At 73.6% G+C, this 21367-nt stretch carries 20 protein-coding genes; 13 read left to right on the forward strand and 7 right to left on the reverse strand.

Features of this window, described 5'->3' with window-relative positions; genetic code table 11:
• The first annotated feature begins 43 nt into the window (after positions 1-43).
• Positions 44-751, forward strand: a complete 708-nt coding sequence (locus ACSP50_RS08530; protein ID WP_014688760.1) for a YitT family protein — start codon at positions 44-46, stop codon at positions 749-751.
• A 78-nt stretch (positions 752-829) separates the two neighbouring features.
• On the opposite strand, the gene ACSP50_RS08535 is transcribed toward ACSP50_RS08530, so the two are convergent.
• The gene (locus tag ACSP50_RS08535) at positions 830-2653 is read right to left on the reverse strand and encodes a long-chain fatty acid--CoA ligase (protein WP_014688761.1); all 1824 of its coding nucleotides are present in this window, start codon (positions 2651-2653) and stop codon (positions 830-832) included.
• Between the two features lie 125 nt (positions 2654-2778).
• Between ACSP50_RS08535 and ACSP50_RS08540 the strand changes: the two genes are divergently transcribed.
• On the forward strand, positions 2779-3669 hold the full coding sequence (locus ACSP50_RS08540; protein WP_014688762.1) for a carbohydrate kinase family protein: 891 nt from the start codon (positions 2779-2781) through the stop codon (positions 3667-3669).
• Here ACSP50_RS08540 and ACSP50_RS44565 read toward each other — a convergent pair.
• Positions 3641-3763, reverse strand: coding sequence for a hypothetical protein (locus ACSP50_RS44565; RefSeq protein ID WP_014688763.1), 123 nt, complete (start codon positions 3761-3763; stop codon positions 3641-3643). The genes ACSP50_RS08540 and ACSP50_RS44565 overlap by 29 nt on opposite strands.
• 99 nt (positions 3764-3862) lie before the next feature.
• Here ACSP50_RS44565 and ACSP50_RS08545 point away from each other — a divergent pair, with 99 nt between their 5' ends.
• The gene (locus ACSP50_RS08545) at positions 3863-5239 is read left to right on the forward strand and encodes a PLP-dependent aminotransferase family protein (RefSeq protein ID WP_014688764.1); all 1377 of its coding nucleotides are present in this window, start codon (positions 3863-3865) and stop codon (positions 5237-5239) included.
• Here ACSP50_RS08545 and ACSP50_RS08550 read toward each other — a convergent pair.
• Entirely contained in the window at positions 5120-6565 is a 1446-nt protein-coding gene (locus ACSP50_RS08550) for an APC family permease (protein ID WP_014688765.1), read from the reverse strand. The genes ACSP50_RS08545 and ACSP50_RS08550 overlap by 120 nt on opposite strands.
• Before the next feature lie 68 nt (positions 6566-6633).
• The gene (locus ACSP50_RS08555; protein ID WP_014688766.1) at positions 6634-7260 is read right to left on the reverse strand and encodes a TIGR03085 family metal-binding protein; all 627 of its coding nucleotides are present in this window, start codon (positions 7258-7260) and stop codon (positions 6634-6636) included.
• Positions 7261-7399: 139 nt separating this feature from the next.
• Between ACSP50_RS08555 and ACSP50_RS08560 the strand changes: the two genes are divergently transcribed.
• Complete coding sequence (locus tag ACSP50_RS08560) at positions 7400-9175, forward strand: ABC transporter ATP-binding protein (protein ID WP_172898735.1); 1776 nt, start codon at positions 7400-7402, stop codon at positions 9173-9175.
• Entirely contained in the window at positions 9172-10935 is a 1764-nt protein-coding gene (locus ACSP50_RS08565) for an ABC transporter ATP-binding protein (RefSeq protein ID WP_014688768.1), read from the forward strand. Before ACSP50_RS08560 ends, ACSP50_RS08565 begins: the two co-directional genes overlap by 4 nt.
• Here the strand turns inward: ACSP50_RS08565 and rpsD are convergent.
• Positions 10932-11540 carry a 30S ribosomal protein S4 gene (gene rpsD / locus ACSP50_RS08570; protein ID WP_014688769.1) on the reverse strand — a complete coding sequence of 203 codons (609 nt, stop codon included), beginning with the start codon at positions 11538-11540 and terminating at the stop codon, positions 10932-10934. The two genes, ACSP50_RS08565 and rpsD, sit on opposite strands and share 4 nt — an antisense overlap.
• 70 nt (positions 11541-11610) lie before the next feature.
• Here rpsD and ACSP50_RS08575 point away from each other — a divergent pair, with 70 nt between their 5' ends.
• On the forward strand, positions 11611-12336 hold the full coding sequence (locus ACSP50_RS08575; protein WP_014688770.1) for a DUF2470 domain-containing protein: 726 nt from the start codon (positions 11611-11613) through the stop codon (positions 12334-12336).
• Positions 12337-12483: 147 nt separating this feature from the next.
• Here the strand turns inward: ACSP50_RS08575 and ACSP50_RS08580 are convergent, their stop codons facing one another.
• On the reverse strand, positions 12484-14580 hold the full coding sequence (locus tag ACSP50_RS08580) for a hypothetical protein (RefSeq protein WP_014688771.1): 2097 nt from the start codon (positions 14578-14580) through the stop codon (positions 12484-12486).
• 201 nt (positions 14581-14781) lie between these two features.
• Between ACSP50_RS08580 and hisI the strand changes: the two genes are divergently transcribed.
• From hisI to ACSP50_RS08595, 3 genes are read left to right on the forward strand one after another with little or no spacing between them, the layout of a single operon-like run.
• Entirely contained in the window at positions 14782-15141 is a 360-nt protein-coding gene (hisI, locus tag ACSP50_RS08585) for a phosphoribosyl-AMP cyclohydrolase (protein ID WP_014688772.1), read from the forward strand.
• Positions 15138-16646, forward strand: a complete 1509-nt coding sequence (locus ACSP50_RS08590) for an anthranilate synthase component I (RefSeq protein WP_014688773.1) — start codon at positions 15138-15140, stop codon at positions 16644-16646. Before hisI ends, ACSP50_RS08590 begins: the two co-directional genes overlap by 4 nt.
• On the forward strand, positions 16643-17170 hold the full coding sequence (locus ACSP50_RS08595) for a Trp biosynthesis-associated membrane protein (protein WP_014688774.1): 528 nt from the start codon (positions 16643-16645) through the stop codon (positions 17168-17170). Before ACSP50_RS08590 ends, ACSP50_RS08595 begins: the two co-directional genes overlap by 4 nt.
• A gap of 16 nt (positions 17171-17186) precedes the next feature.
• Here ACSP50_RS08595 and ACSP50_RS08600 read toward each other — a convergent pair whose 3' ends face one another.
• Positions 17187-17465 carry a hypothetical protein gene (locus tag ACSP50_RS08600; RefSeq protein WP_014688775.1) on the reverse strand — a complete coding sequence of 93 codons (279 nt, stop codon included), beginning with the start codon at positions 17463-17465 and terminating at the stop codon, positions 17187-17189.
• A gap of 321 nt (positions 17466-17786) precedes the next feature.
• Between ACSP50_RS08600 and trpC the strand changes: the two genes are divergently transcribed.
• From trpC to ACSP50_RS08620, 4 genes are read left to right on the forward strand one after another with little or no spacing between them, the layout of a single operon-like run.
• Positions 17787-18644 (forward strand): indole-3-glycerol phosphate synthase TrpC, encoded by an 858-nt coding sequence (trpC, locus tag ACSP50_RS08605; protein WP_014688776.1) that lies wholly within the window; start codon positions 17787-17789, stop codon positions 18642-18644.
• Positions 18641-19882: a tryptophan synthase subunit beta gene (trpB, locus tag ACSP50_RS08610; RefSeq protein ID WP_014688777.1), complete on the forward strand. Its 1242-nt coding sequence runs from the start codon at positions 18641-18643 to the stop codon at positions 19880-19882. Before trpC ends, trpB begins: the two co-directional genes overlap by 4 nt.
• Positions 19879-20703, forward strand: coding sequence for a tryptophan synthase subunit alpha (gene trpA, locus ACSP50_RS08615; RefSeq protein ID WP_014688778.1), 825 nt, complete (start codon positions 19879-19881; stop codon positions 20701-20703). The genes trpB and trpA overlap by 4 nt, the downstream gene beginning before the upstream one ends.
• Positions 20703-21356, forward strand: coding sequence for a pyridoxal 5'-phosphate synthase (locus tag ACSP50_RS08620; RefSeq protein WP_014688779.1), 654 nt, complete (start codon positions 20703-20705; stop codon positions 21354-21356). Before trpA ends, ACSP50_RS08620 begins: the two co-directional genes overlap by 1 nt.
• Positions 21357-21367 lie beyond the last annotated feature (11 nt).

Genomic DNA, 21367 nt, shown 5'->3' on the forward strand with positions numbered 1-21367 from the left:
ATTGGCACTTTAACATCGCAGAATTGGCATCGAGAGTGGCAGCATGAGCCTGGTTCGTCGCGTCACACCATCCGCCCTCTCCACGAACCTGGTTCGCCGCGTGCCGCAGCTGCTGCTCGGTCTGTTCCTCTACGGCGCCAGCATGGCCCTGATGATCCGGTCCGGGCTCGGCCTCAACCCCTGGGACGTCTTCCACCAGGGCCTCTCCGAGCGGACCGGGATCGAGTTCGGCTGGATCGTGCTGCTCGTCGGCATCCCGGTGCTGCTGCTCTGGATCCCGTTGCGGCAGCGCCCCGGTGTCGGCACGATCGCGAACGTGCTGCTCGTCGGCTTCTCCGCGGACGCCGTGCTCGCCGTGCTGCCGCCCGGGTCCGGCCTTCCGGCCCGGATCGGCCTACTGGTCGCCGGCATCGTGCTCAACGGCGTCGCGACCGGGCTCTACATCGGCAGCCGGATGGGCCCGGGCCCGCGCGACGGCCTGATGACCGGACTGGCCCGCCGCTTCCCCCGGCTGTCGCTGCGGGTGATCCGCACGTCGATCGAGCTGCTGGTCCTCGGCGCCGGCTTCCTGCTGGGCGGCACGGTGGGGGTCGGCACGGTGGCGTATGCGCTGGCCATCGGGCCGCTGGTCCACCTGTTCCTGCCGAAGCTCACGGTCGGTGAACGCCGACGGACGACATCGGCCGCTCGCCCGCCGGCCGCCTCGGAAGCCGGACGCTCCCCCGAGCAGCACACCCCGGTGGAGGCCTGACCGGGCCGGCTGACCGCGTACCGGCAAAGGAAAGACCGCTTCCCGGTGGGGAAGCGGTCTTTTCGGTAGCGGTCCCGATCAGATCTGGGCGAGCGAGCCCTCGTACATCTTCTCGATCTGGTCGGCGAAGTTGGTCTCCACGCTGCGGCGTTTGATCTTCATGGACGGCGTGATCTCGCCGGCCTCGATGCTCAGGTCACGGGGGAGGATGGCGAACTTCTTCACCGTCTCCCAGCGGTTGAGTTTGCCGTTGAGCTCGGCCAGGTAGCCCTCGACCAGCTTGTGGGTTTCGGGGGCGGCGACGATCTCGGCGTACGTCTTGCCGGCGAGCGGGCCGTCGGCGGCCCAGACGGCGATCGCGTCCTCGTCCAGGGTGATCAGCATGGTGACGAAGTTGCGGGACTGGCCGACGACGATCGCCTGCGACGTGTACGGGCAGACCGCCTTGAACGCGCCCTCGATGGCGCTGGGGGCGATGAACTTGCCGCCGGACGTCTTGACCAGGTCCTTCTTGCGGTCGGTGATCTTCAGGAAGCCGTCGGCGTCGAGCTCGCCGATGTCACCGGTGCGCAGGAAGCCGTCGTCGGTGAACGCCTCCTTCGTCGCCTCGGGCAGGTTGTGGTAACCGCGCATCACCGGGGCGCCGCGCATCAGCACCTCGCCGTCGGTGTCGATGCGGATCTCCAGGTCGCCGATCGCCTCACCCACCGTGCCGATCTTGAGGCGGCCGTTGCGGTTGACGAAGTTCGCCGCGGAGGCCTCGGTCATCCCGTAGCCCTCCAGGATCGGCAGGTTGGCCGCGGCGAAGAACTCGGCGATGTCCCGGGACAGTGCGGCCGAGCCGCTGACCAGCACCCGCAGCCGGCCGCCGAGCCGCTCCTGGAGCTTGGCGAAGACCAGTTTCTCGGCCACCGCGTACTGCGCGGAGAGGACCGCGCCGACCGGCTTGCCGGCCTGCTCCAGCGCGACCTTGCGCTTGCCGGTGGCCACCGCCCAGGTGAAGATCTTGGCTTTCAGGCCGCCGCCGGCCAGGCCGCTGGTCACCGTCTTGTTGTAGACCTTCTCGAAGATGCGCGGGGCGGCGCACATCAGCGTGGGGCGGATCAGCGCGAGCTTGTCGACCAGCTTGTCGACCCGGCCGTCGACGTAGGTCGGCACGCCCACGTGCAGGATGCCGCAGAGCAGCGTCTTGCCGAACGCGTGCGACATCGGCAGCCACAGGTAGTGCAGGTCGTCCGGGTTGAACAGGCCCAGGTCGTTCTGTGCGACACCCTCCCAGGTCCAGCCGCGGTGCAGCAGCTCGACGCCCTTGGGCCGACCGGTGGTGCCGGAGGTGTAGATCAGCGTGGCGATGTGCTCCGGAGTGAGCTCGGCGATCACCCGCTCGATCAGCTCCGGGTCGCGGCGCAGCGCGGCCGCGCCCAACTCCTCCAGCTCGGCCAGGGTGATCTGCGGCGGGGTGGCGCCGGCGTCGGCCGGGCCGTCGATCAGCACCACCTTGGTGATCGCGGTCGGCGCGCCGGAGATCTTCAGCGCCTGCTTCGGGTTCTCCGCGATCAGCACCTTGGAACCGGAGTCGGACACGATGAACGCGGTGTCCTCCGGCTCGGTGGTCGGGTAGACCGTGGTGGCGGCCGCGCCGGCCACGTTGATCCCGAGGTCGGCCAGGATCCACTCGAGGCGGGTGCTGGACAGGATCGCGACCCGGTCCTCCAGCCCGACGCCGAGCTCGCGCAGACCGGCCGCGATGGCCCTGGTCCGCTCACCCACCTGGCGCCAGGTCAGCCAGTCCATCCCGGTGTCGGTCGCGTTCGGCCCGGCGAACGCCTGCGCGTCCGGCGTCTTGGCCACGCGCTGGAAAAGCATGTCCGGGATCGACCGGTAGGGAACCTCGAGAGCCATCAAGCGCCGCCTAAGACTGAACCGGGGGACGTTAACATCGTTGTTACCGCAGAGTAATGCGATGGCGGTGGCAGGGCTAGAGCACCCCGGCAACTCGGGTCAATCCTAGTCGCTACCGTGGCGGCATGGTTTTTCTCGTGATCGGCGGGACCGGGGTCGACACCGTGGTACCGGTGGCGGATCTGCCGGTGCTCGGTGCCGATTCGGCGCGCCCGCGCGGGCCGATCGAGGATCACGTGTCGCACACCGGCACCTGCGTGGCGCTGGCGCTGCGGGCGCTCGGCGGCGCGGTCCGGGTGGTCGACACGGTCGGTGACGACGAGCTCGGCGGCCGGGTCAAGGCGGCGTTCCGGGAGTGGGACATCCCGCTGCACGCGGCGCCGGCCCCGGCCGGGACACGGCGGGCGGTCAACCTGATGAGCCCGGACGGGCGGCGGCTCTCCCTGTACGACGGCCGGGACGTGCCCGGATATCGCCTGCCGGCGTGGTATTACGATCCGCTCCCGGCCGGGGTCCGGCACGTGCACCTGACGATCATGGACTGGGCGCGGCACCTGATCCCGTCGCTGCGCGCGGCCGGGGTCACCGTCTCGACCGATCTGCACGACTGGGACGGGGAGAACCCGTACCATCGCGATTTCGCCCTGGGCGCCGACGTGGTCTTCGTCAGCGGCGTTCAGCTCGCCGCGGGCGCCGCCGAGCGGATCCTGCGCGACGGGGTGGCCGGGCGGGTGGTGGTGACCCACGGCGCCGGCGGGGCCGACCTGTACACCCGGGACGGGCGGACGCACCGGGACGCCGCCGATCCGGGCGCGCCGGTCGTCGACACGAACGGTGCCGGGGACGCGTTCGCCGCCGCCTTCCTGACCGCATGGGCGGCCGGGAAGAGCGACGGCGACTGCCTCACCGGCGGGACGATCGCCGGGGCGTACGCGTGCACTCGTGCGGTGGGCGCGGGCTCGTTCATCTCCGGGGACGAACTGGAGCTCAGAGCAGCGAGACCGCGGGACCGGTGAGCAGGGCCACCCCCACGCCGCTCAGCAGGCTGACCGCGGCCACGGCCAGGACCATCAGGGCGCTCGTCCGGAACAGTCCACGACGGATCCTCATGCCACATCCCCCTCGGGTGGTCGTCTTCGACTTCCGGGCTTGAGCGTAAGCGCCCGGTTACTACCGACGGGTATACCGGATTGTCTATACCGTTCAGGCGTGGATCTGGTCATCGACGGACGGACGACCGCGGCCGTCTACCGGGCGTTGCGGGCGGCGATCGCGGACGGGCGGCTGCCCGCCGGGCACCGGCTGCCGGCCAGCCGGGCGCTCGCCGCCGACCTCGGGGTGTCCCGGGGCAGCGTCGCCGGGGCGTATGAACGGCTCGCCGCCGAGGGGCACCTGACCGCCCGGGTCGGGGCCGGCACGTTCGTGGCGGTGGCCCGGACGCCCCGGCCGGCGCCCCGCGCGGTGCCGGACCCGTTGCGACCGCGCGCCGGATGGGCCTTCGCGCCGGTGCTGACCAGCGGCTCGGTGCCGGCGCCGAAATACGACTTCCGGATCGGCATCCCGGACGCGTCGCTGTTCCCGTTCGACACCTGGCGGCGGATGGTCGCCGCCGAGCTGCGGCTGCGGGCGAACGGGCCGGGCACCTACGCCGACCCGTACGGTCATCCCGCCCTGCGCGCCGCGATCGCCCGCTACCTCGGGTACGCCCGGTCGATCCGGGTCACCGAGGATGAGGTGCTGGTCACCAACGGGGTGCAGCACGCGCTGGACCTGATCGGGCGGGTGCTGCTGCGGCCCGGGGACACGGTCGCGGTGGAGGAGCCGGGATATCCGCCGGCCCGGGCGCTGTTCGCCTCGCTCGGCGCGCGGGTGGTGGGCGTGCCGGTGGACGATGCCGGGCTGGTCGTCGACCGGCTGCCGGCGCACGCGCGGATCGTCTACGTGACGCCGTCGCACCAGTTTCCGCTCGGGGCGGTTCTCAGCCTGGATCGACGGCGGCAGCTGCTGGACTGGGCGCGGCGGCGGCAGAGCGCGATCGTCGAGGACGACTACGACAGTGAGTTCCGGTTCGGGAGCCGTCCGCTCGAACCCCTGCGGGCCCTCGACCGGTGCGGGCGGGTGCTCTACGTGGGCACCTTCTCCAAAACCATGCTGCCCACCATCCGTACGGGGTTCGTGCTGACCCCGCCGGGACTGCGGGATGCGCTGGCCGCCGCCCGGCAGCTCGGGGACGGGCACGGGCAGGTGGCGATGCAGGCGGCGCTGGCCCGGTTCATCGACGAGGGGCAGCTGGCCCGGCACGTGCGGCGGGCCCGCCGGGAGTACGCGGCACGCCACGCCCGGATCGCCGGGCTTCTGAGCGATATTTCGGGATGTGAAGTGCTGCCGTCGGCCGCGGGGCTGCACGTCACCGTGCTGATGCCCCGCGACCAGCCCGACATTTCCGAAATCGCGGGCAAGAGAGGGCTAGCGGTCGACGACCTGAGCCGGTACGGCGGCGACCGGCCGGGCCTCGTCCTCGGCTTCGGCGCCGTCGACCCCGCGCTCATCGACGAGGGCCTGGCACTTCTGGCCGAACTGCTCTGACCCCGCGCGAGCGCCCGACGCCGGGTGGGTGTCAGGCGCCGCGCCGATGGCGGACCCGGCGCCCGCGTCCGTACGGGAGGCGGCGGCACCGGCGCCGGACCGTACGGTGCCGGCCCGGCCGGCCGCCCGGTCGACGGCGAAGCGGTAGATCAGCGCGCCCGCCGCGAACACCAGGCTGAGCAGCGCCGGCCACCCGTTCAGCCAGAACAGTCCGCACACCGCCACGAACGCCACCCCGGCCACCGCCCGCGACCAGCCCCGCGGCAGCAGGCGTACCGCGGCGGCCGTGCCGAACACGTACACCAGGGTGAAGCATCCGGTGACCAGCAGCGCCGAGGTTCGCAGTCCGAGCGGCAGCAGCGCGCACAGGATGCTCGCCACGTAGATGAAGGTCAGCGAGCGGCGCCGGCCCCCGAAGACCCGGGCCGGCAAGGCGCCGTCCGCGGCCAGTGCCACCCCCAACCGGCTCGACCCGGCGTAGTACGCGTTCACCGCCCCGAGGGTGAGCACCACCGACACCACCGCGGTGATCGCCCGCACCGGCCCGCCCAGCCCGATCGCCAGCAGGTCGGCCAGCGGCGCGCGGCTGCCGGCCAGGGCGGGACCGAGGGCCAGCACGCTGACCGCGGCCACCGCCAGGTAGAGCACGCCGACCACGGCGACCGCGAGCATGGTGGCCCGGGGCACGTCGCGGCGCGGGTTCCGGTATTCCGCGGACAGCGAGGACAGTGCTTCCCAGCCGGCGAAGCCCCAGACCAGCAGGGCGGTGGCCGAGCCGATCCCGGCGAGGCCGTGCGGGGCGAACGGGTGCAGGTTGCCGAGGTCGAGGTGGGGGAGCGCGGCCAGCACGGTCACCACCAGCAGGGTGGCCAGGGTGCCGGTGAGCACCAGCTGGACCCGGCCGGAGACGCGCAGGCCGAACCAGTTCATCGCGTAGCCCGCGGTGACCACCCCGAGGAAGGTGACGAATTCGGTGGTCCGGCCGCCGCCGACGGCGCCCGCCACGTACCCGCCGGTGAAGGCCGCGGCGACCGGGGCGCCGAGCGGAACGGCGAAGTAGAAGCACCAGCCCACCGCGGCGGACGCCCGGCGGCCGAAGGCCATGCCGGCGTACGTGGCGACCCCGCCGCCGTCCGGATAGCGCGCGCCGAGCGCGGCGAAGGTCCAGGCCAGTGGCGCGGAGAGGACGATCAGGGCGAGCCAGGCGACCAGCGCGGCGGGGCCGGCGGCCGCGGCGGCCAGGGCGGGCAGCGAGATCAGGCCGGTGCCCAGGACGGCGCCGATGGAGAGGGCGGCACCCTGGGACACCGAGAGTCGGGCGGTCATGACCTTGAATCTAGAGCCGGATTGGCCTCGGCGGGAAAGCCAATCCGGGCCGTTCCGGGTGGGCCAATTCAGAAGCCGAGCCTGGCGCCCCGCAACCGTTCGGCGGTCGCCGGGTCGCCGTCGATCCGCACCGTCGCGACCCGCTGCCGCCCGGAGAAGAACAGGGCGAGCTCGCCGGCGTCCCCGGTGATCCGGACCTGCGGGGCCGGCCCGGTGCGCACCGGCGGGAACCCGTCGGCGATCACCTCGGCCTGCACCCCGGCCCGGCGCAGGGCGACCCGGGCGGTGAGTCGGACGCTGCGCCAGAGCGCGGCCTGGTGCCCGGCGGGCAGCGGTCGCGGCTCCCACGACGCCCCGGCGCGGCGGACGTCCTCGTGGTGGATGAAGAATTCCAGGGTGTTGGTCAGGCCGTCGGTCAGCGGGTTGCTGACCGGGCTCCACACCGGGGGCTGGCGCACCTCGGCGATCAGGGCGGGGTAGGGCAGGGCGGCCTTGGCCGTCCGCACCCGCTCGGCGTAGGGGTGCAGGGCCGGGATGAACATTCCGGCGCCGGCGTCCGGACGGCGGTCCCGGACCACCAGATGGGCGGCCAGATCCCGGGTGGTCCAGCCGGCGCAGAGCGTCGGCGCGTCCGGACCCTCGCGCAGCAGCAGGTCGGCGAGGAGCCGGCGTTCCTGACGGGCGTAGTCGTTCATCGGCCGATGGTATGCGCGCTCGCGGTGACCGGTGTAATTGTCACCACAATGTAAACGGTGGGCTGGCGGGCCGCGGTTCGGCAGGATGGGATCGGTAAGGCCGGAAACCCCGGCCAATGCTTACCAGTCAGGTAGGAAATTGACCAGCAGCGCCAGCCGTGACGTGCTGGGACGGGGTCTGCGGGTGCTCGGCCACGCGATCCGCACGGAGCCTCGGCTCTTCACCGTCGGCACGATCGGCAGCAGCCTCTTCGGGCTGCTCATCATCGCCAACTCATACGTGGTCGGCTGGGTGATCGGCCATGTCGTCGTGCCCGCCTTCGCCGAGCACCGGGCCACCGCTAGCCGGCTCGGCCTGGTCGCCGCGATCTTCCTGGGTGTCAGCGCGCTGCGGGTGGCCAGCATCTTCGGCCGCCGGCTCGGCGCCGGGTACATGCAGTTCCGGCTGCAGGCGCGGTACCGGGCCGCGGTCACCCGGCGCTACCTGTCGCTGCCGCCGGCCTGGCACCAGCGGCACGCCACCGGCACCCTGCTGTCCAATGCGAACTCCGACGTGGAGGCCGCCTGGGCGCCGATCGCGCCGCTGCCGTTCGCGGTCGGCACCGTGGTGATGCTGGCCGGCGCGCTGGTCTCGCTGTTCCTCACCGACTGGGTGCTGGCCCTGGTCGGAGCCACCCTGTTCCCCGCGCTGTTCGGGCTCAACCTGGTCTACTCCCGGCGGATGTCGCCGCGGCAGATCCGGGTCCAGCAGAACCGGGCCACGGTCAGCGCGGTCGCGCACGAGAGCTTCGACGGCGCCCTGGTGGTCAAGACGATGGGCCGGGAGGCCGACGAGTCCCGCCGGTTCGGGGTGTTCGTCGACGAGCTGCGCGACTCGCTGATCGCGGTCGGCCGGCTCCGCGGCCTGTTCGACCCGCTGATGGACAGCCTGCCCAGCCTGGGCACGCTGGCCGTGCTGCTGCTCGGCACCTGGCGGCTGCGGTCCGGCGCGATCGGGGTCGCCGACCTGGTCAGTGTCGCGTTCCTGTTCACCGTGCTGGCCTTCCCGGTGCGCGCGATCGGCTGGGTGGTGGGCGAGCTGCCGCGCAGCGTGGCCGGTTGGGACCGGGTCCAGGCGGTCCTCGGCGCGGAGGGCGACCTGGCGTACGGCGAGGGCACGCTGCCCGGCACCGGCCCCGCCGAGCTGCGCTTCGACCGGGTCTCCTACCGGTACGCGGACGGCCCCGAGGTGTTGCACGACGTGAGTTTCACCGTCCCGGCCGGCCGGACCGTGGCGCTGGTCGGCGCGACCGGCTCGGGCAAGTCGACGATCGCCTCGCTCGCCGTCCGGCTGGTCGACCCGGAGTCCGGCACGGTCGCCGTGGACGGCGTGAAACTTCCCGACCTGGCGCTGTCCGCGCTGGCCGGGTCCACCGCGCTGGTCCCGCAGATCCCGTTCGTCTTCGACGACACGGTGCGCGGCAACATCGCCCTGGACCGGCCGGAGGTGGACGACACGCGGGTCCGGACGGCGCTGGAACTGGCCCAGGCCGCCCGGTTCGTCGACGGGCTGCCGGCCGGGCTGGACACCCCGGTCGGCGAGCGCGGCACGTCGCTCTCCGGCGGGCAGCGGCAGCGGCTCACCCTGGCCCGGGCACTGGCCGGCAAGCCGCGGCTGCTGGTGCTCGACGACGCGACCAGCGCGGTCGACCCGCGGGTGGAGGCGGCCGTGCTCGGCGCGCTGCGCGGGGCGGACGCCGGCGCGTCGATCCTGGTGGTGGCATATCGGCGGGCCACCATCGCGCTCGCCGACGAGGTGGTCTACCTGAACCGCGGGCGGGTGGTGGCGACCGGGACGCACACCGGGCTGATGGCGGCGCACGAGGGCTATCGCGAGCTGGTCACCGCATACGAGAAGGCCGAGGAGCGGCGATGAGCGCCGAGGGGACGCTGGCCACCATCCGGCGCGGGCTGGCGCTCTCGCCGGAGCTGCGGACCGGGCTGGGCGGCACGATGGTCCTGGCGTTGCTGCAGATGGCCGGGCGGGTGGCCGTGCCGATCGCGGTGCAGCAGGGCATCGACCACGGGGTGCGCGCCCCGGGCGGCCCGGACGTCGGTGTCGTGGTGCGGATCGTCGGGCTGACCCTGGGCGCGCTGCTGATCTCGACGCTCTGCGGCTATCTGATGACCCGGCGGCTGTTCACGGTCAGCGAGACCGCGCTGGGCGGGCTGCGGTCGCGGACCTTCCGGCACGTGCACGACCTGTCGATGCTGCACCAGCAGTCCGAGCGGCGCGGTTCGATGGTGTCCCGGGTGACCAGCGACGTCGACCAGATCTCCCAGTTCCTGCAGACCGGCGGGGTGCAGCTGCTGCTGGCGGCCGGGCAGCTTCTGGTGTCGGCGGCGGTGATGTTCGCGTACAGCTGGCAGTTGGCCCTTGTGGTTCTCCTCGCCTTCGGGCCGGCCCTGGGGGTGAGCCGCCTGTTCCAGCGGCGGCTGCGCGCGGTCTATCAGGCGTCCCGCGAGCGCACCGGCGTGATGCTGGGCGCGGTCGCGGAGAGCGTCGTGGGCGCCACGGTGATCCGGGCGTACGGGGTGGCCGGCCGCACCCAGGCCCGGCTGGACACCTCGATCGACTCGCTCCGGGTGGCCCAGCAGAAAGCCCTGCGGACCAGCGTGACCAGCTTCTCCAGCGGCGAGATCGGGGCCGGTCTGGCGCTGGCCGGGGTGGTGGTGACCGGGGTCTGGCTCGGCGTGGACGGGAAGCTCACGGTCGGGCAGCTGACCGCGTTCCTGTTCCTGGTCACGCTCTTCATCCAGCCCGTGCAGATCGCCACCGACATGCTGAACGAGGCGCAGAACGCGGTGGCCGGCTGGCGCCGCATCCTGGACGTGCTGGACGTCGAGCCGGACGTCGCCGACCCGGACGACCGCGGTGTCGAACTGCCCGCCGGGCCGCTGTCGGTGCGCTTCGCCGACGTGTCGTTCCGCTATCCGGGCGGTCCGATCGTGCTCGCCGGCGTCGACCTGGATCTGCCGGCCCGGCGCAAGTATGCGGTGGTGGGCGAGACCGGCAGCGGCAAGACCACGTTCGCCAAGCTGCTGACCCGGCTGATGGATCCGGCGCAGGGGCGGGTGCTGCTCTCCGGTACGCCGCTGACCTCGGTGCGGTTCTCGTCGCTGCGGTCGCGGGTGGTGATGGTGCCGCAGGACGGGTTCCTGTTCGACGCGACGATCGCGGAGAACATCCGGTTCGCCGAGCCGTCGCTGACCGACGGGCAGCTCACCGCGGCCTTCGCCGAGCTCGGGCTCGGCGACTGGTTGGCCGGGCTGCCGGCCGGCCTGCAAACCCCGGTGGGGGAGCGCGGAGAGGCGCTCAGCGTCGGCGAGCGGCAGCTGGTGGCGCTGGTCCGGGCGTACGTGGCGGACCCCGACCTGCTCGTCCTGGACGAGGCGACCAGTGCGGTCGATCCGGCCACCGAGGTGCGCCTGCAGCACGCGCTGGACCTGGTCACCCGCGGGCGGACGACGGTGGCCATCGCGCACCGGCTGTCCACCGCCCAGGCCGCCGACGAGGTGATCGTGGTGGACGCGGGCCGCGTCGTGCAACGCGGCCCGCATGCCCGGCTCGTGGCCGAGGAGGGCTCGACCTACGCGAAGCTCTATGCCAGCTGGTTGGAACAGACCCGCAGTTAGCGGGCGTAGTACTCGACGACCAGCTGTTCGTCGCAGAGGACCGGCACCTCGGTGCGCTGCGGGACGCGCACCACCGTGGTGCGCAGCTCCGCCAGGGCGGTGGACAGGTAGGGCGCGGTCGGCCCGTCGAGGTGCGCGCCGGTGGCGGCGATCTGAAACGGCGGCTTCTGCCGGCTGGACTCGCGCACCTCGATCACCTGACCGGGCTGCACGCGGTAGCCGGGCCGGTCCACCTTCCTGCCGTCGACCGTGAAGTGGCCGTGCACCACCAGCTGGCGGGCCTGGTAGATGGTGCGGGCCAGCCCGGCCCGGTAGACGGTGGCATCCAGCCGGCGCTCCAGCAGGGTGACCATGTTCTCGCCGGTCTTGCCCCCGGCCCGGTGGGCGGCGTCGTACGCGGCCCGCATCTGCACCTCGCTGATGTTGTACTGGTGCCGCAGGCGCTGCTTCTCCAGCAGCCGGACCTGGTAGTCCGAGCTCTTGCGCCGGCCGCGGCCGTGCACGCCCGGCGGGAACGGGCGCCGCTCGAAGTACTTCACACACTTGCGGGTCAGCGGGATGCCCAGCGCCCGGGACAGCTTCGCTTTGGGTCGGGAGTTGTTCAACGCGGTTCTCCTGTTACGGTTAGCCTTGCCTAACTTAGGTAAGCCTAACCGGTGCCCGGAGGTGCTCGTCATGCAACCCAGTCCCGCCGAGATCGCGCGAACCCTCGCCGCCGGTCACCTGCCCGCCGTCGCCCACATCGCCTGCCACCCCGGGCCGCTGCCGGTCCGGCACGTCACCGACGCGCAGGGGCGGCCGCTGCTCCTGGTGCCGGCCGGCAGCGCGCTGGCCGCCGCGCTGCGGCCGCAGCCGGGCAACGACGACGCCGCGCTGGTGCTGGACATCCGGGACGTGCCGCCGATGGTGACCTCGCCGGTGATCGGACGGGTCTGGGTGTCCGGCTGGGCGGCCCGGCTCGACGGCGACGAGGAGCGGGCCGCGGCCCTCGACTACGCCGACACGGATGCCTGCGGGGACCTGCTCGACGTGGGCGGGACACAGGCGATCTACCGGCTGGACGTGGCCGAGGTGCGCTTCGAGCGCGGTGGGCACCTGGTCGAGATCGACCCTGACGACTACGCCGCGGCGGCGCCCGATCCGTTGCGCGCCGTCGAATTCGATCTGATCGCTGACCTCGCCGACCATCATTCCGCCGAGATGGGCGATTACGTACGACGTCAGCTGGGCCCCGCCGCGCATCCCGGCGACGAGCCGCGCGTGGTGCGGATGGACCGCTACGGGTTCGTGGTCCGTCTGAACGGCCGCAGCGCCCGGCTGGCGTTTCCCCGCCCGGTCAGCGACCGGCAGGACCTCGCCCACCTCCTGCACCCCATCCTCTGCCGCCGCTGCGCCGCCTGACCCGGGATCCCGTCGCCCACCCACTGCCGCTGCCGGGCGGTGGGATCCCGCCCCGCTCACCGATGCCGCGGTGAAGCGGGCAGCGAGAAAAGCGGGCGGCCCGCTGCCCGGGCCGCCCGCTTTTCTCGCGTCTCTGCGACGAACTGCTTACAGGGAGAGGATGCGCTCCAGGAATTCCCGGTAACCGCGCATCGCCATCCGCATGCTCTCGGTGTCCGGGGTGTCGGTGCCGCGCAGCGGGTCGAGGTCGTCGCGTTCGGCCAGCAGGACCTCGGTCAGCTCGTTGACCGCGTCGGTGAGCAGGTCGTGTGCCCTGGTCAGGGCGTTGACCGGGTCGTCGACGAACTCCGCTTTCACCTCGTGCCAGGCGGCGCGGAAGTGGCGGGCGGCGTCCTCGTCCCAGACCGTGGGGCGGATGACCGCCGCGCTCTCCTCGTCGCCGGCGGCGCCGTCCAGGCCGGTGTCGTCGGTGTCGGGCACGGCGCGCCGACCCGGGCGGCGGACCGGCTCGGCGTCCTCCAGGCTGGCCGAGCGACGGGCGGCGGGGCCCGGCTCGCCGTCGGTGAGACCGCGGTTCAGCTCGCCGTCGGCGAGGCTGCGCAGGGCCTCATCGGTCAGGCCGCGGGGGGCGTCAGGCGCCGGGACGCGGTAGACGTCGTCGATCAGCCCACGGCCGGCATTGCCGGACGCGCCACGCAGCGTCTCGTCGGCCAGGCCGCGGGTCGTGTCGGCGGCACCGTCGAGCGGGGTCCCGTCGAGCGGCGTCCCGTCCGGAGCACCGTGCGGGGCGTCGTCGGTGCGGCCGCGGCGGCCGGTGCCGACCGAGATGCCGCTCAGGCCGGACTCCGGGAACGGCTGGAACTCCAGCGGCGGCGGGGTGACCGAGCCGGGCTGCGGCGCGGACGGGCCGGCCGGGGTGACCGAGGCGACCCCGTACACCTCGCCGGAGCGGCCCAGGCTGTAACCGGTGGTGGCCGGCGAGCCGAACGCGAAGCTGGTGTCCGGGGCGGCCGGCGGCTGGTCGACCGGGGTGCGGCTGGCCGGGATCTGCGGCGTGGCCGGCGTCGGCGGAGCGGCCGGCGGCAGCGGGAACCGCAGGTCGGGAGCGGGCACGCTGGCCGAGCCGGTGGCCGGGGGCGCCGGCGGGAACGGGGGGAAGCCGGGCTGCGCGGGGGAGACCGGCGCGGCCGACGCGGCCGGGTCATGGGCCGGCTGTTCCGCGGCCGTCGGCTCCGGGACCGCCGGGTGGTCCGGGGTGAAGTCGGTGGCCAGGTACGGCGCCGGGGCGTAGCCGGGGGACACCGGTGCGCCGGAGACCGGGCCGGTGGACCCGGCCGGCGCGCCCGAGGTGGGCGGCGGCACCGGGACCGACGCCCAGCCGGCGGCCGGGTGCGGCTCGGCGGCGTCGTCGAGCGGGCCGTCCGCCGCGGGTGCCTCCGCCGGGCCCGGCATGTCGGGGGCCTGGGCGTACCCGGGGGCTCCTGCCCGTCCGTTCATGTGCTCACGTCCGTTCTCGTCGCGTTCCGCCGCGTCGGCGGTGTCCTGCCCGGCCTCCGGCGGAGCGTCGTCCGCCGGCTCGTCCTCCGGAGCGGTCCCGGTGGACTCCTCGTCGACCGGTGCTTCGGCGACCTGAGCGTCGCCGGGAGTCTCCTCCGCGGCCGATGACTCCTCCGCGGGGCCGTGCCCGTTGACGCCCGGTTGCGCGTCGTGGGTCCGTCCGCCGAAGAGGAAGCGCCCGGTGCCGCCGAGCCGGAATCCCCCGAAAGAGGTCTCCCGGACGGGTGAACCGGCCGCGGGCTCCTGGGACTCTACGTCCTGGGTGCCCTCCGGTTCAGGGTCCGAAGGGGTCGAGTGATCAGAATCGCCGTGCCGGGAACGGGCCGGCGGGCGGCCGCTGTGGTCACCCCGGGCGGCGCCGGGGCCCCGGCTCGCGGCCCGGTTCAGGCCGAACGGATCGCCGGCCGGCGGATCGCCCGGTTCCCCGGCGGAGCCGTTGGCGCCGTGTGGCCCGTCGGCCGCGGCGACCGGGCCGAACGGGGACGCGCCACGCACGCTGAACGCCATGGATGCGCCGGTCAGCAGGTCGGTGGGCAGCCCGAGCTCCAGCGGGTCGACCGGCCGGCGGTGCTCCGTCGGGGCGGCCACCGGGATCTCCGCGGCGCTGTCCGGGTGGGGCCGGACCTGCCAGAAACGGGCGAGTCCCGGGGCCGGCCGGGGGTTGTCGGGGCTGGACGTCGGCTCCATGTGACCACTCCCGTCGCGAGGCGCGCCACCGAGGCCAGGAGCTGCGCAGACACACCGGCGGCGGGCGCCGGGGCATCTGTGGCGGTGCGGCGCCCCGCCGACGGTACCGTCCCGATCGGCCCGGCACATCCCCTGTGCCCGGATCGTGGCCCCTCCCCGGCCGGTGCCGGGTGGCGCCGGCGGTGGGGGAGAATCGTGATCGTGTCAGATGCAGAGACCTCACTAGACGCGTCGATCGCCGCCCGGCTCAAACGCACCCCCGACGGCCTGGTCGCCGCGATCGTCCAGGAGCACGGCACCGGCGAGGTGCTGATGCTGGCCTGGATGGACGACGAGGCGCTGCATCGGACGCTGACCACCGGCCGGGCCACCTACTGGTCGCGCAGCCGCGGGGAGTACTGGGTGAAGGGCGCCACCTCCGGGCACCACCAGCGGGTCCGCCGGGTGGCGCTGGACTGCGACGGCGACGCGCTGCTGCTGACCGTCGAGCAGACCGGGGCGGCGTGCCACACCGGAGCGCACAACTGCTTCTTCGACGAGCTGCCTCGGGAGGGCCAGTGACCAGCGGAGCGACCCTTCCGGACGAGGCGGCGTTCGTCCGGATCCACCGCCGGGTCGTGCCGGTCACCCGGAAACTGCTGGCCGACGGGGAGACGCCGGTGGGCGTCTACACCAAGCTGGCCGGCGGCCCGGGCACCTTCCTGCTGGAGTCGGCCGAGCAGGGCCTGGCCTGGTCGCGGTATTCGTTCATCGGGGTGCGCAGCGCCGCCACCCTGGTCGAGCGGGACGGCCAGGCGGCCTGGCTGGGCACGCCGCCGGACGGGGTGCCGCTGGACGGTGACCCGGTGGCCGCGCTGCGGGCGACGGTGGCCGCGCTGACCGGCGGCGCCGTTCCGGACGCCGGCCTGCCCCCGCTGACCGGCGGGATGGTCGGCTATCTCAGCTACGACCTGGTCCGCCGCTTCGAGCGGCTGCCGGCCACCGCGGCCGACGACGTGCCGCTGCCCGAGCTGGGCATGATGCTCGCCACCGACCTGGTGGTGCTCGACCACCACGACGGCTCGGCGCTGCTGGTCGCCAACGCGGTGCTGGCCGAGGACGCGAGCGAGGCGGACCGGCGCGCGGCGTACCACCACGCGGTCGGCCGGCTGGACGCGATGACCACCGCGCTGTCCCGGCCCACCCCGCCGATGGTCTCCACGGTGGAGCGCCGCCCGCCCGGCGAGCCGGTCAGCCGGACCGCGCCGGGCGACTACCAGAAAGCGGTGGAGCAGGCCAAGGAGGCGATCCGGGCCGGCGAGTGCTTCCAGATCGTGGTGGCCCAGCGGTTCGAGCGGCCGACCGACGCGAACGCGCTGGACATCTACCGGGTGCTGCGGGCGACCAACCCGAGCCCGTACATGTACCTGCTGCGCTTCGACGACTTCGACATCGTCGGCTCGTCGCCGGAGGCGCACCTCAAGGTCAGCGCGAACCGGACCGCGCTGCTGCACCCGATCGCCGGCACCCGCTGGCGCGGCGCCACCCCGGAGCAGGACGCCGCGCTCGCCGCCGAGCTGCTGGCCGACCCGAAGGAGCGCGCCGAGCACGTGATGCTGGTCGACCTGGGCCGCAACGACCTGGGCCGGGTCTGCGAGCCGGGCAGCGTCGAGGTGCCGGAGTTCGCCCGGATCGAGCGGTACAGCCACGTCATGCACATCGTCTCCACGGTGGTCGGCCGGCTGCGCGCGGACCGGACCGCGTTCGACGCGCTGGCCGCGACGTTCCCGGCCGGCACGCTGTCCGGCGCGCCCAAGGTGCGGGCCATGGAGATCATCGAGGAACTGGAGCCGACACGTCGCGGGCTGTACGGCGGCACGGTCGGCTACTTCGGCTTCGCCGGGGACATGGACATGGCGATCGCCATCCGGACCGCGCTGGTCAAGGACGGGGTGGCGTACGTCGGCGCCGGCGCCGGCATCGTCGCCGACTCCGACCCGGTGGCCGAGGAGCAGGAGACCCGGAACAAGGCGGCCGCCGTGCTGGCCGCGATCGCCGCCGCGGAGACCCGGCGCGCCGCCCGATGAGCCGCCGCTCGCACGCCGCGTCGGTGCTCGGGTGCCTGGCCGGGGCCGGGCTGACGCTGTACGCCGTCACCCGGACGTGGTCGCTGACCGTGGAACACCGCCCCGGCCTGTCCGATCTGAGCACCGGGCGCACCGGCGCCGACGACCAGCCGTGGCTGATCGGGCTGGCCGTGGTCGCGCTGGCCGGGGCCGGCGCCCTGCTGGCCACCCGGGGGGTGGCCCGGCGGGCGCTGGGCGTCCTGCTGGCCGCCGCGGGCGCCGGGATCGCGGCGGGCGCGCTGCTGGCCCGCGCCGGGATGCCGGTCGGTGCGGCCGGCGCCGGGGCGGTCGTCTGGGCGGTCACGGCGGTGCTGGGCGGCCTCGTGGTCGCGGCAGGCGGGGTGCTCGCCGCCCGCCACGGCCACGAGTGGGCCGCGATGTCCGCCCGATATGAGCGCAAGCCGCAGGTCAGCGCGGTCTCCGCGCCCGACGGCAACCGGGCGGTCTGGGACGCGCTGGACCGCGGGGACGATCCGACCGCTTAAGAGACTTTCCGCATCATCAGCGGACCGTGGCGGCGACCTGCCGGGTGCGGTGGCGGGTGGCCGCGACCGTCCGTCGGGTCCGGCCGGAGGCCAGCATGGCGGCGACCGCCCGGCTGGTCTCGGCGCGGGCCGCGGCCCGCGCCCGGTCGGCCTCGATGGCCGACCACGCGTTGTCCCGCGCGGTGCGCATGTTGTCCGGACCCACCACCACGCGCTGCACGCCGGTCACGACGTCAGCGGCGATGGCGACGAGGGCCCGCGAAACCTCGGCGAAACCGTTCTGATCAGTGGCCATTGGTCGACTCCGCATCATCGTCCGGGTGGCGGCGCCGTCGACGCCGTGGACAAGTCTGCCCGAGACATACGATGCCGGAGTCGTATTTCCGCTCGGTGACGCCCGTGTCAACGCTGCGTGGGGGTGGGCCGATCGGGGGAGGGGTCCCAGCACACGCGGGGGAGGGCCGCTCGCCGGATGTGAGCGACGTGACAGCCGAAGCGGGCAGCCTGGCATTATGCCCCAGTCCACCTCGTGAGGCGCGCCATACCCCGGGAGCCCGGGGAGAGGCCTGGCCGCCTAGCATCGGGCCGAAGACACCCGGAGAGGGGAGTCATTACGGTGACATCCGATCAGGCGGAAGCGGGCAGTGGCGGACCCGTGCGGCCGCAGAACGTTCTCGAGGAGATCCTCGCCGGTGTGCGCGAGGATGTGGCGGCACGCCAGGCGCGGACACCGCTGGAGCAGGTGCGTGAGCTCGCGGCGGCCGCGCCGCCGGCGATCGACGCCTACGCGGCGCTGCGCAAGCCCGGCGTGGCGGTGATCGCCGAGGTGAAGCGGGCGTCGCCGTCCAAGGGCGCGCTGGCCGACATCCCCGACCCGGCCGAGCTGGCCGGGGAGTACGCGGCCGGGGGCGCCCGGTGCATCAGCGTGCTCACCGAGGGCCGGTGGTTCGGCGGCTCGCTGGACGACCTGGACGCGGTGCGTGCCGCGGTCAAGATCCCGGTGCTCCGCAAGGACTTCGTGATCTCCAGCTACCAGGTGCACGAGGCGCGGGCGCACGGCGCCGACATGGTGCTGCTGATCGTCGCCGCGCTGGAGCAGAACGCGCTGGTCGGCCTGCTGGAGCGGATCGAGTCGCTGGGGATGACCGCTCTCGTCGAGGTGCACAACGAGGAGGAGGCGGACCGCGCCCTGGAGGCGAACGCGAAGGTGATCGGCGTGAACGCCCGTGACCTGCGCACCCTCGAGGTGGACCGGTCGGTCTTCGAGCGGATCGCCCCCGGCCTTCCGCAGAACGTCGTGAAGATCGCCGAGTCCGGCGTCCGCGGCCCGCACGACCTGATCCGCTACGCGTCGGCCGGCGCCGACGCGGTGCTGGTCGGCGAGGGCCTGGTGACCCAGAAGTCGCCGCGGGACGCGGTGGCCGAGCTGGTCAACGCCGGCAACCATCCGGCGACCCCGAGGCCGGTCCGATGACCGTCCCGACGCTGCCCGACCTGGCCGGCCACTTCGGCCGGTACGGCGGCCGGTTCGTCCCCGAGGCGCTGATCAAGGCGCTGGACGAGCTGGAGGCGGCCTACCGTTCGGCCAAGGTGGACGAGGCCTTCCAGGCGCAGTTCACGGATCTGCTGCTGAACTACGCGGGCACCCCGTCGCTGCTCTACCGGGCGACGCGGCTGTCCGAGCGGCTCGGCGCCGACATCTGGCTCAAGCGCGAGGACCTGAACCACACCGGCGCCCACAAGGTGCGCAACGTGCTGGGTCAGGCGCTGCTCGCCAAGCGGATGGGCAAGCCGCGGGTGATCGCCGAGACCGGCGCCGGCCAGCACGGTGTGGCCAGCGCGACCGCGGCCGCCCTGCTCGACCTCGAGTGTGTGGTCTACATGGGGGAGACCGACACCGAGCGGCAGGCGCTCAACGTGGCCCGGATGCGGATGCTGGGCGCCACCGTGGTGCCGGTCACCAACGGCTCGCGCACCCTGAAGGACGCGCTGAACGAGGCGCTGCGCGACTGGGTCTCCACCGTCGAGACCACGCACTACCTGCTCGGCACGGCGGCCGGCCCGCACCCGTTCCCGGAGATCGTCCGGGACTTCGTGGGCGGGATCGGCGTCGAGGCCCGGCAGCAGTGCCTGGACCAGATCGGCCGGCTGCCGGACGCGGTCGCGGCGTGCGTCGGCGGCGGCTCCAACGCGATCGGCATCTTCCACGCGTTCGTGCCGGATTCCGCGGTGCGGCTGTACGGCTTCGAGGCCGGCGGCGACGGCGTGGAGACCGGCCGGCACGCGGCGTCGATCACCGGCGGGTCGGTCGGCGTGCTGCACGGCAACCGCACCTACCTGCTGCAGGACGAGGACGGGCAGACCGTCGAGTCACACTCGATCTCGGCCGGCCTGGACTATCCGGGCGTCGGCCCGGAGCACGCCTGGCTGCACGACACCGGCCGGGCCAGCTACGAGCCGGTCACCGACGCCGAGGCGATGGCCGCGTTCCAGCTGCTCTGCCGCACCGAGGGGATCATCCCGGCGATCGAGAGCTCGCATGCGCTGGCCGGCGTTGCGAAGATCGCCCCGCGGCTGCGCGAGGAGCTGGGCCGCACCCCGACCATCGTGGTCAACCTGTCCGGCCGCGGTGACAAGGACGTGCACACCGCCGGCGCGTACTTCGGCATCCTCGACCCGGTCGAGACGGTCGTCCCCGGGGAGAACACGTGAGCGGCACCGTGCGCATCGCCGAGACCTTCGCCAAGGCCCGGTCGGAGGACCGCGCGGTGCTGGTCGGCTGCATGCCGGCCGGCTTCCCGACGATCGACTACAGCATCGAGCAGATGATCGCGATGCACGAGGCCGGCTGCGACGTGATCGAGGTCGAGCTGCCGTACTCGGACCCGGTGATGGACGGCCCGGTGATCCAGAAGGCCAGTGACATCGCGCTGGCCGGCGGGGTCCGTACCCGGGACACGCTGAAGATCATCGAGGCGGTGGCCTCGGCCGGCGCCACGGTCGTGCTGATGACGTACTGGAACCCGATCGAGAAGTACGGGGTGGACGCGTTCGCCCGCGACCTCGCCGCGGCCGGGGCCACCGGGTTGATCACGCCCGACCTGATCCCGGACGAGGCGGGCGACTGGATCGCCGCCTCCGACCGGCACCGGATCGACCGCACCTTCCTGGTCGCCCCGTCCTCCACCGACGAGCGGATCGCGATGACCCTGGGCAACTGCCGGGGCTTCGTGTACGCGACCGCGCTGATGGGCGTCACCGGCGCCCGCAAGACGGTCTCCTCGCAGGCGCCCGACCTGGTCTCCCGGATCCGGGCGATCGACCCGGACCTGCCGGTCGGGGTGGGGCTGGGCGTCGGCAACGGCGCGCAGGCCGCCGAGGTGGCCGCCTTCGCCGACGGGGTGATCGTGGGCAGCGCGCTGATCCGCTGCGTGCTGGAGGCGCCCGACCGCACGGCCGGGCTGGACCGCCTGCGGGCGCTCAGCACCGAGCTGGCCGAGGGCGTGCGCGGCCGCTTCGACGCCGCGAGCTGATGGGGGACATCGGCTGGTTGCTGCGGAGCCTGCCGGTCATGGCGGGCGACCTGCCCCGCTTCGACCCGGGCGACACCCCGGACGACCCGTTCCAGCTGTTCCGGTGCTGGCTCGGGGCGGCGGTGGTCGCCGGGGTGCGCGAGCCGCACACCATGTTCCTCAGCACCGTCGATGAGCAGGCCCGGCCCGACACCCGGGTGGTGATGCTGCGCGACCTGGACGCCCGGGGCTGGCAGTTCGTGGCGAACCGGACCAGCGCCAAGGGCCGGCAGCTCACCGCGAACCCGGCCGCCGCCCTCGGCTTGCACTGGCACGAGCAGGGCCGGCAGATCCGGGTCCGCGGCACCGTGGTCGACCTCGGCCCGGAGGCCGCCGCCGCGGACTTCCTCGGCCGCCCCCAGGGGAGCCGGCTGGCCACCCTGAACAGCGCGCAGAGCGACGTGATCGCCGACCCGGCCGACGTGGGCCTGGCCGCCGCCGAAGCGGAGCGACTGCTCGCCGAGCATCCGGATTTCGTCCCGGCCAGTCACGTCCTCTATGCCGTGGCCCCGGACAGCGTCGAATTCTGGCAGGGTGACGCATCCCGGCGGCACGTCCGGCTGCGCTATCGCCGGACCTCCGACGGGTGGCACCGGGAACAGCTCTGGCCCTGAGCCGGGACCGC

It is taken from the genome of Actinoplanes sp. SE50/110, assembly GCF_900119315.1.
Taxonomy (GTDB): domain Bacteria; phylum Actinomycetota; class Actinomycetes; order Mycobacteriales; family Micromonosporaceae; genus Actinoplanes.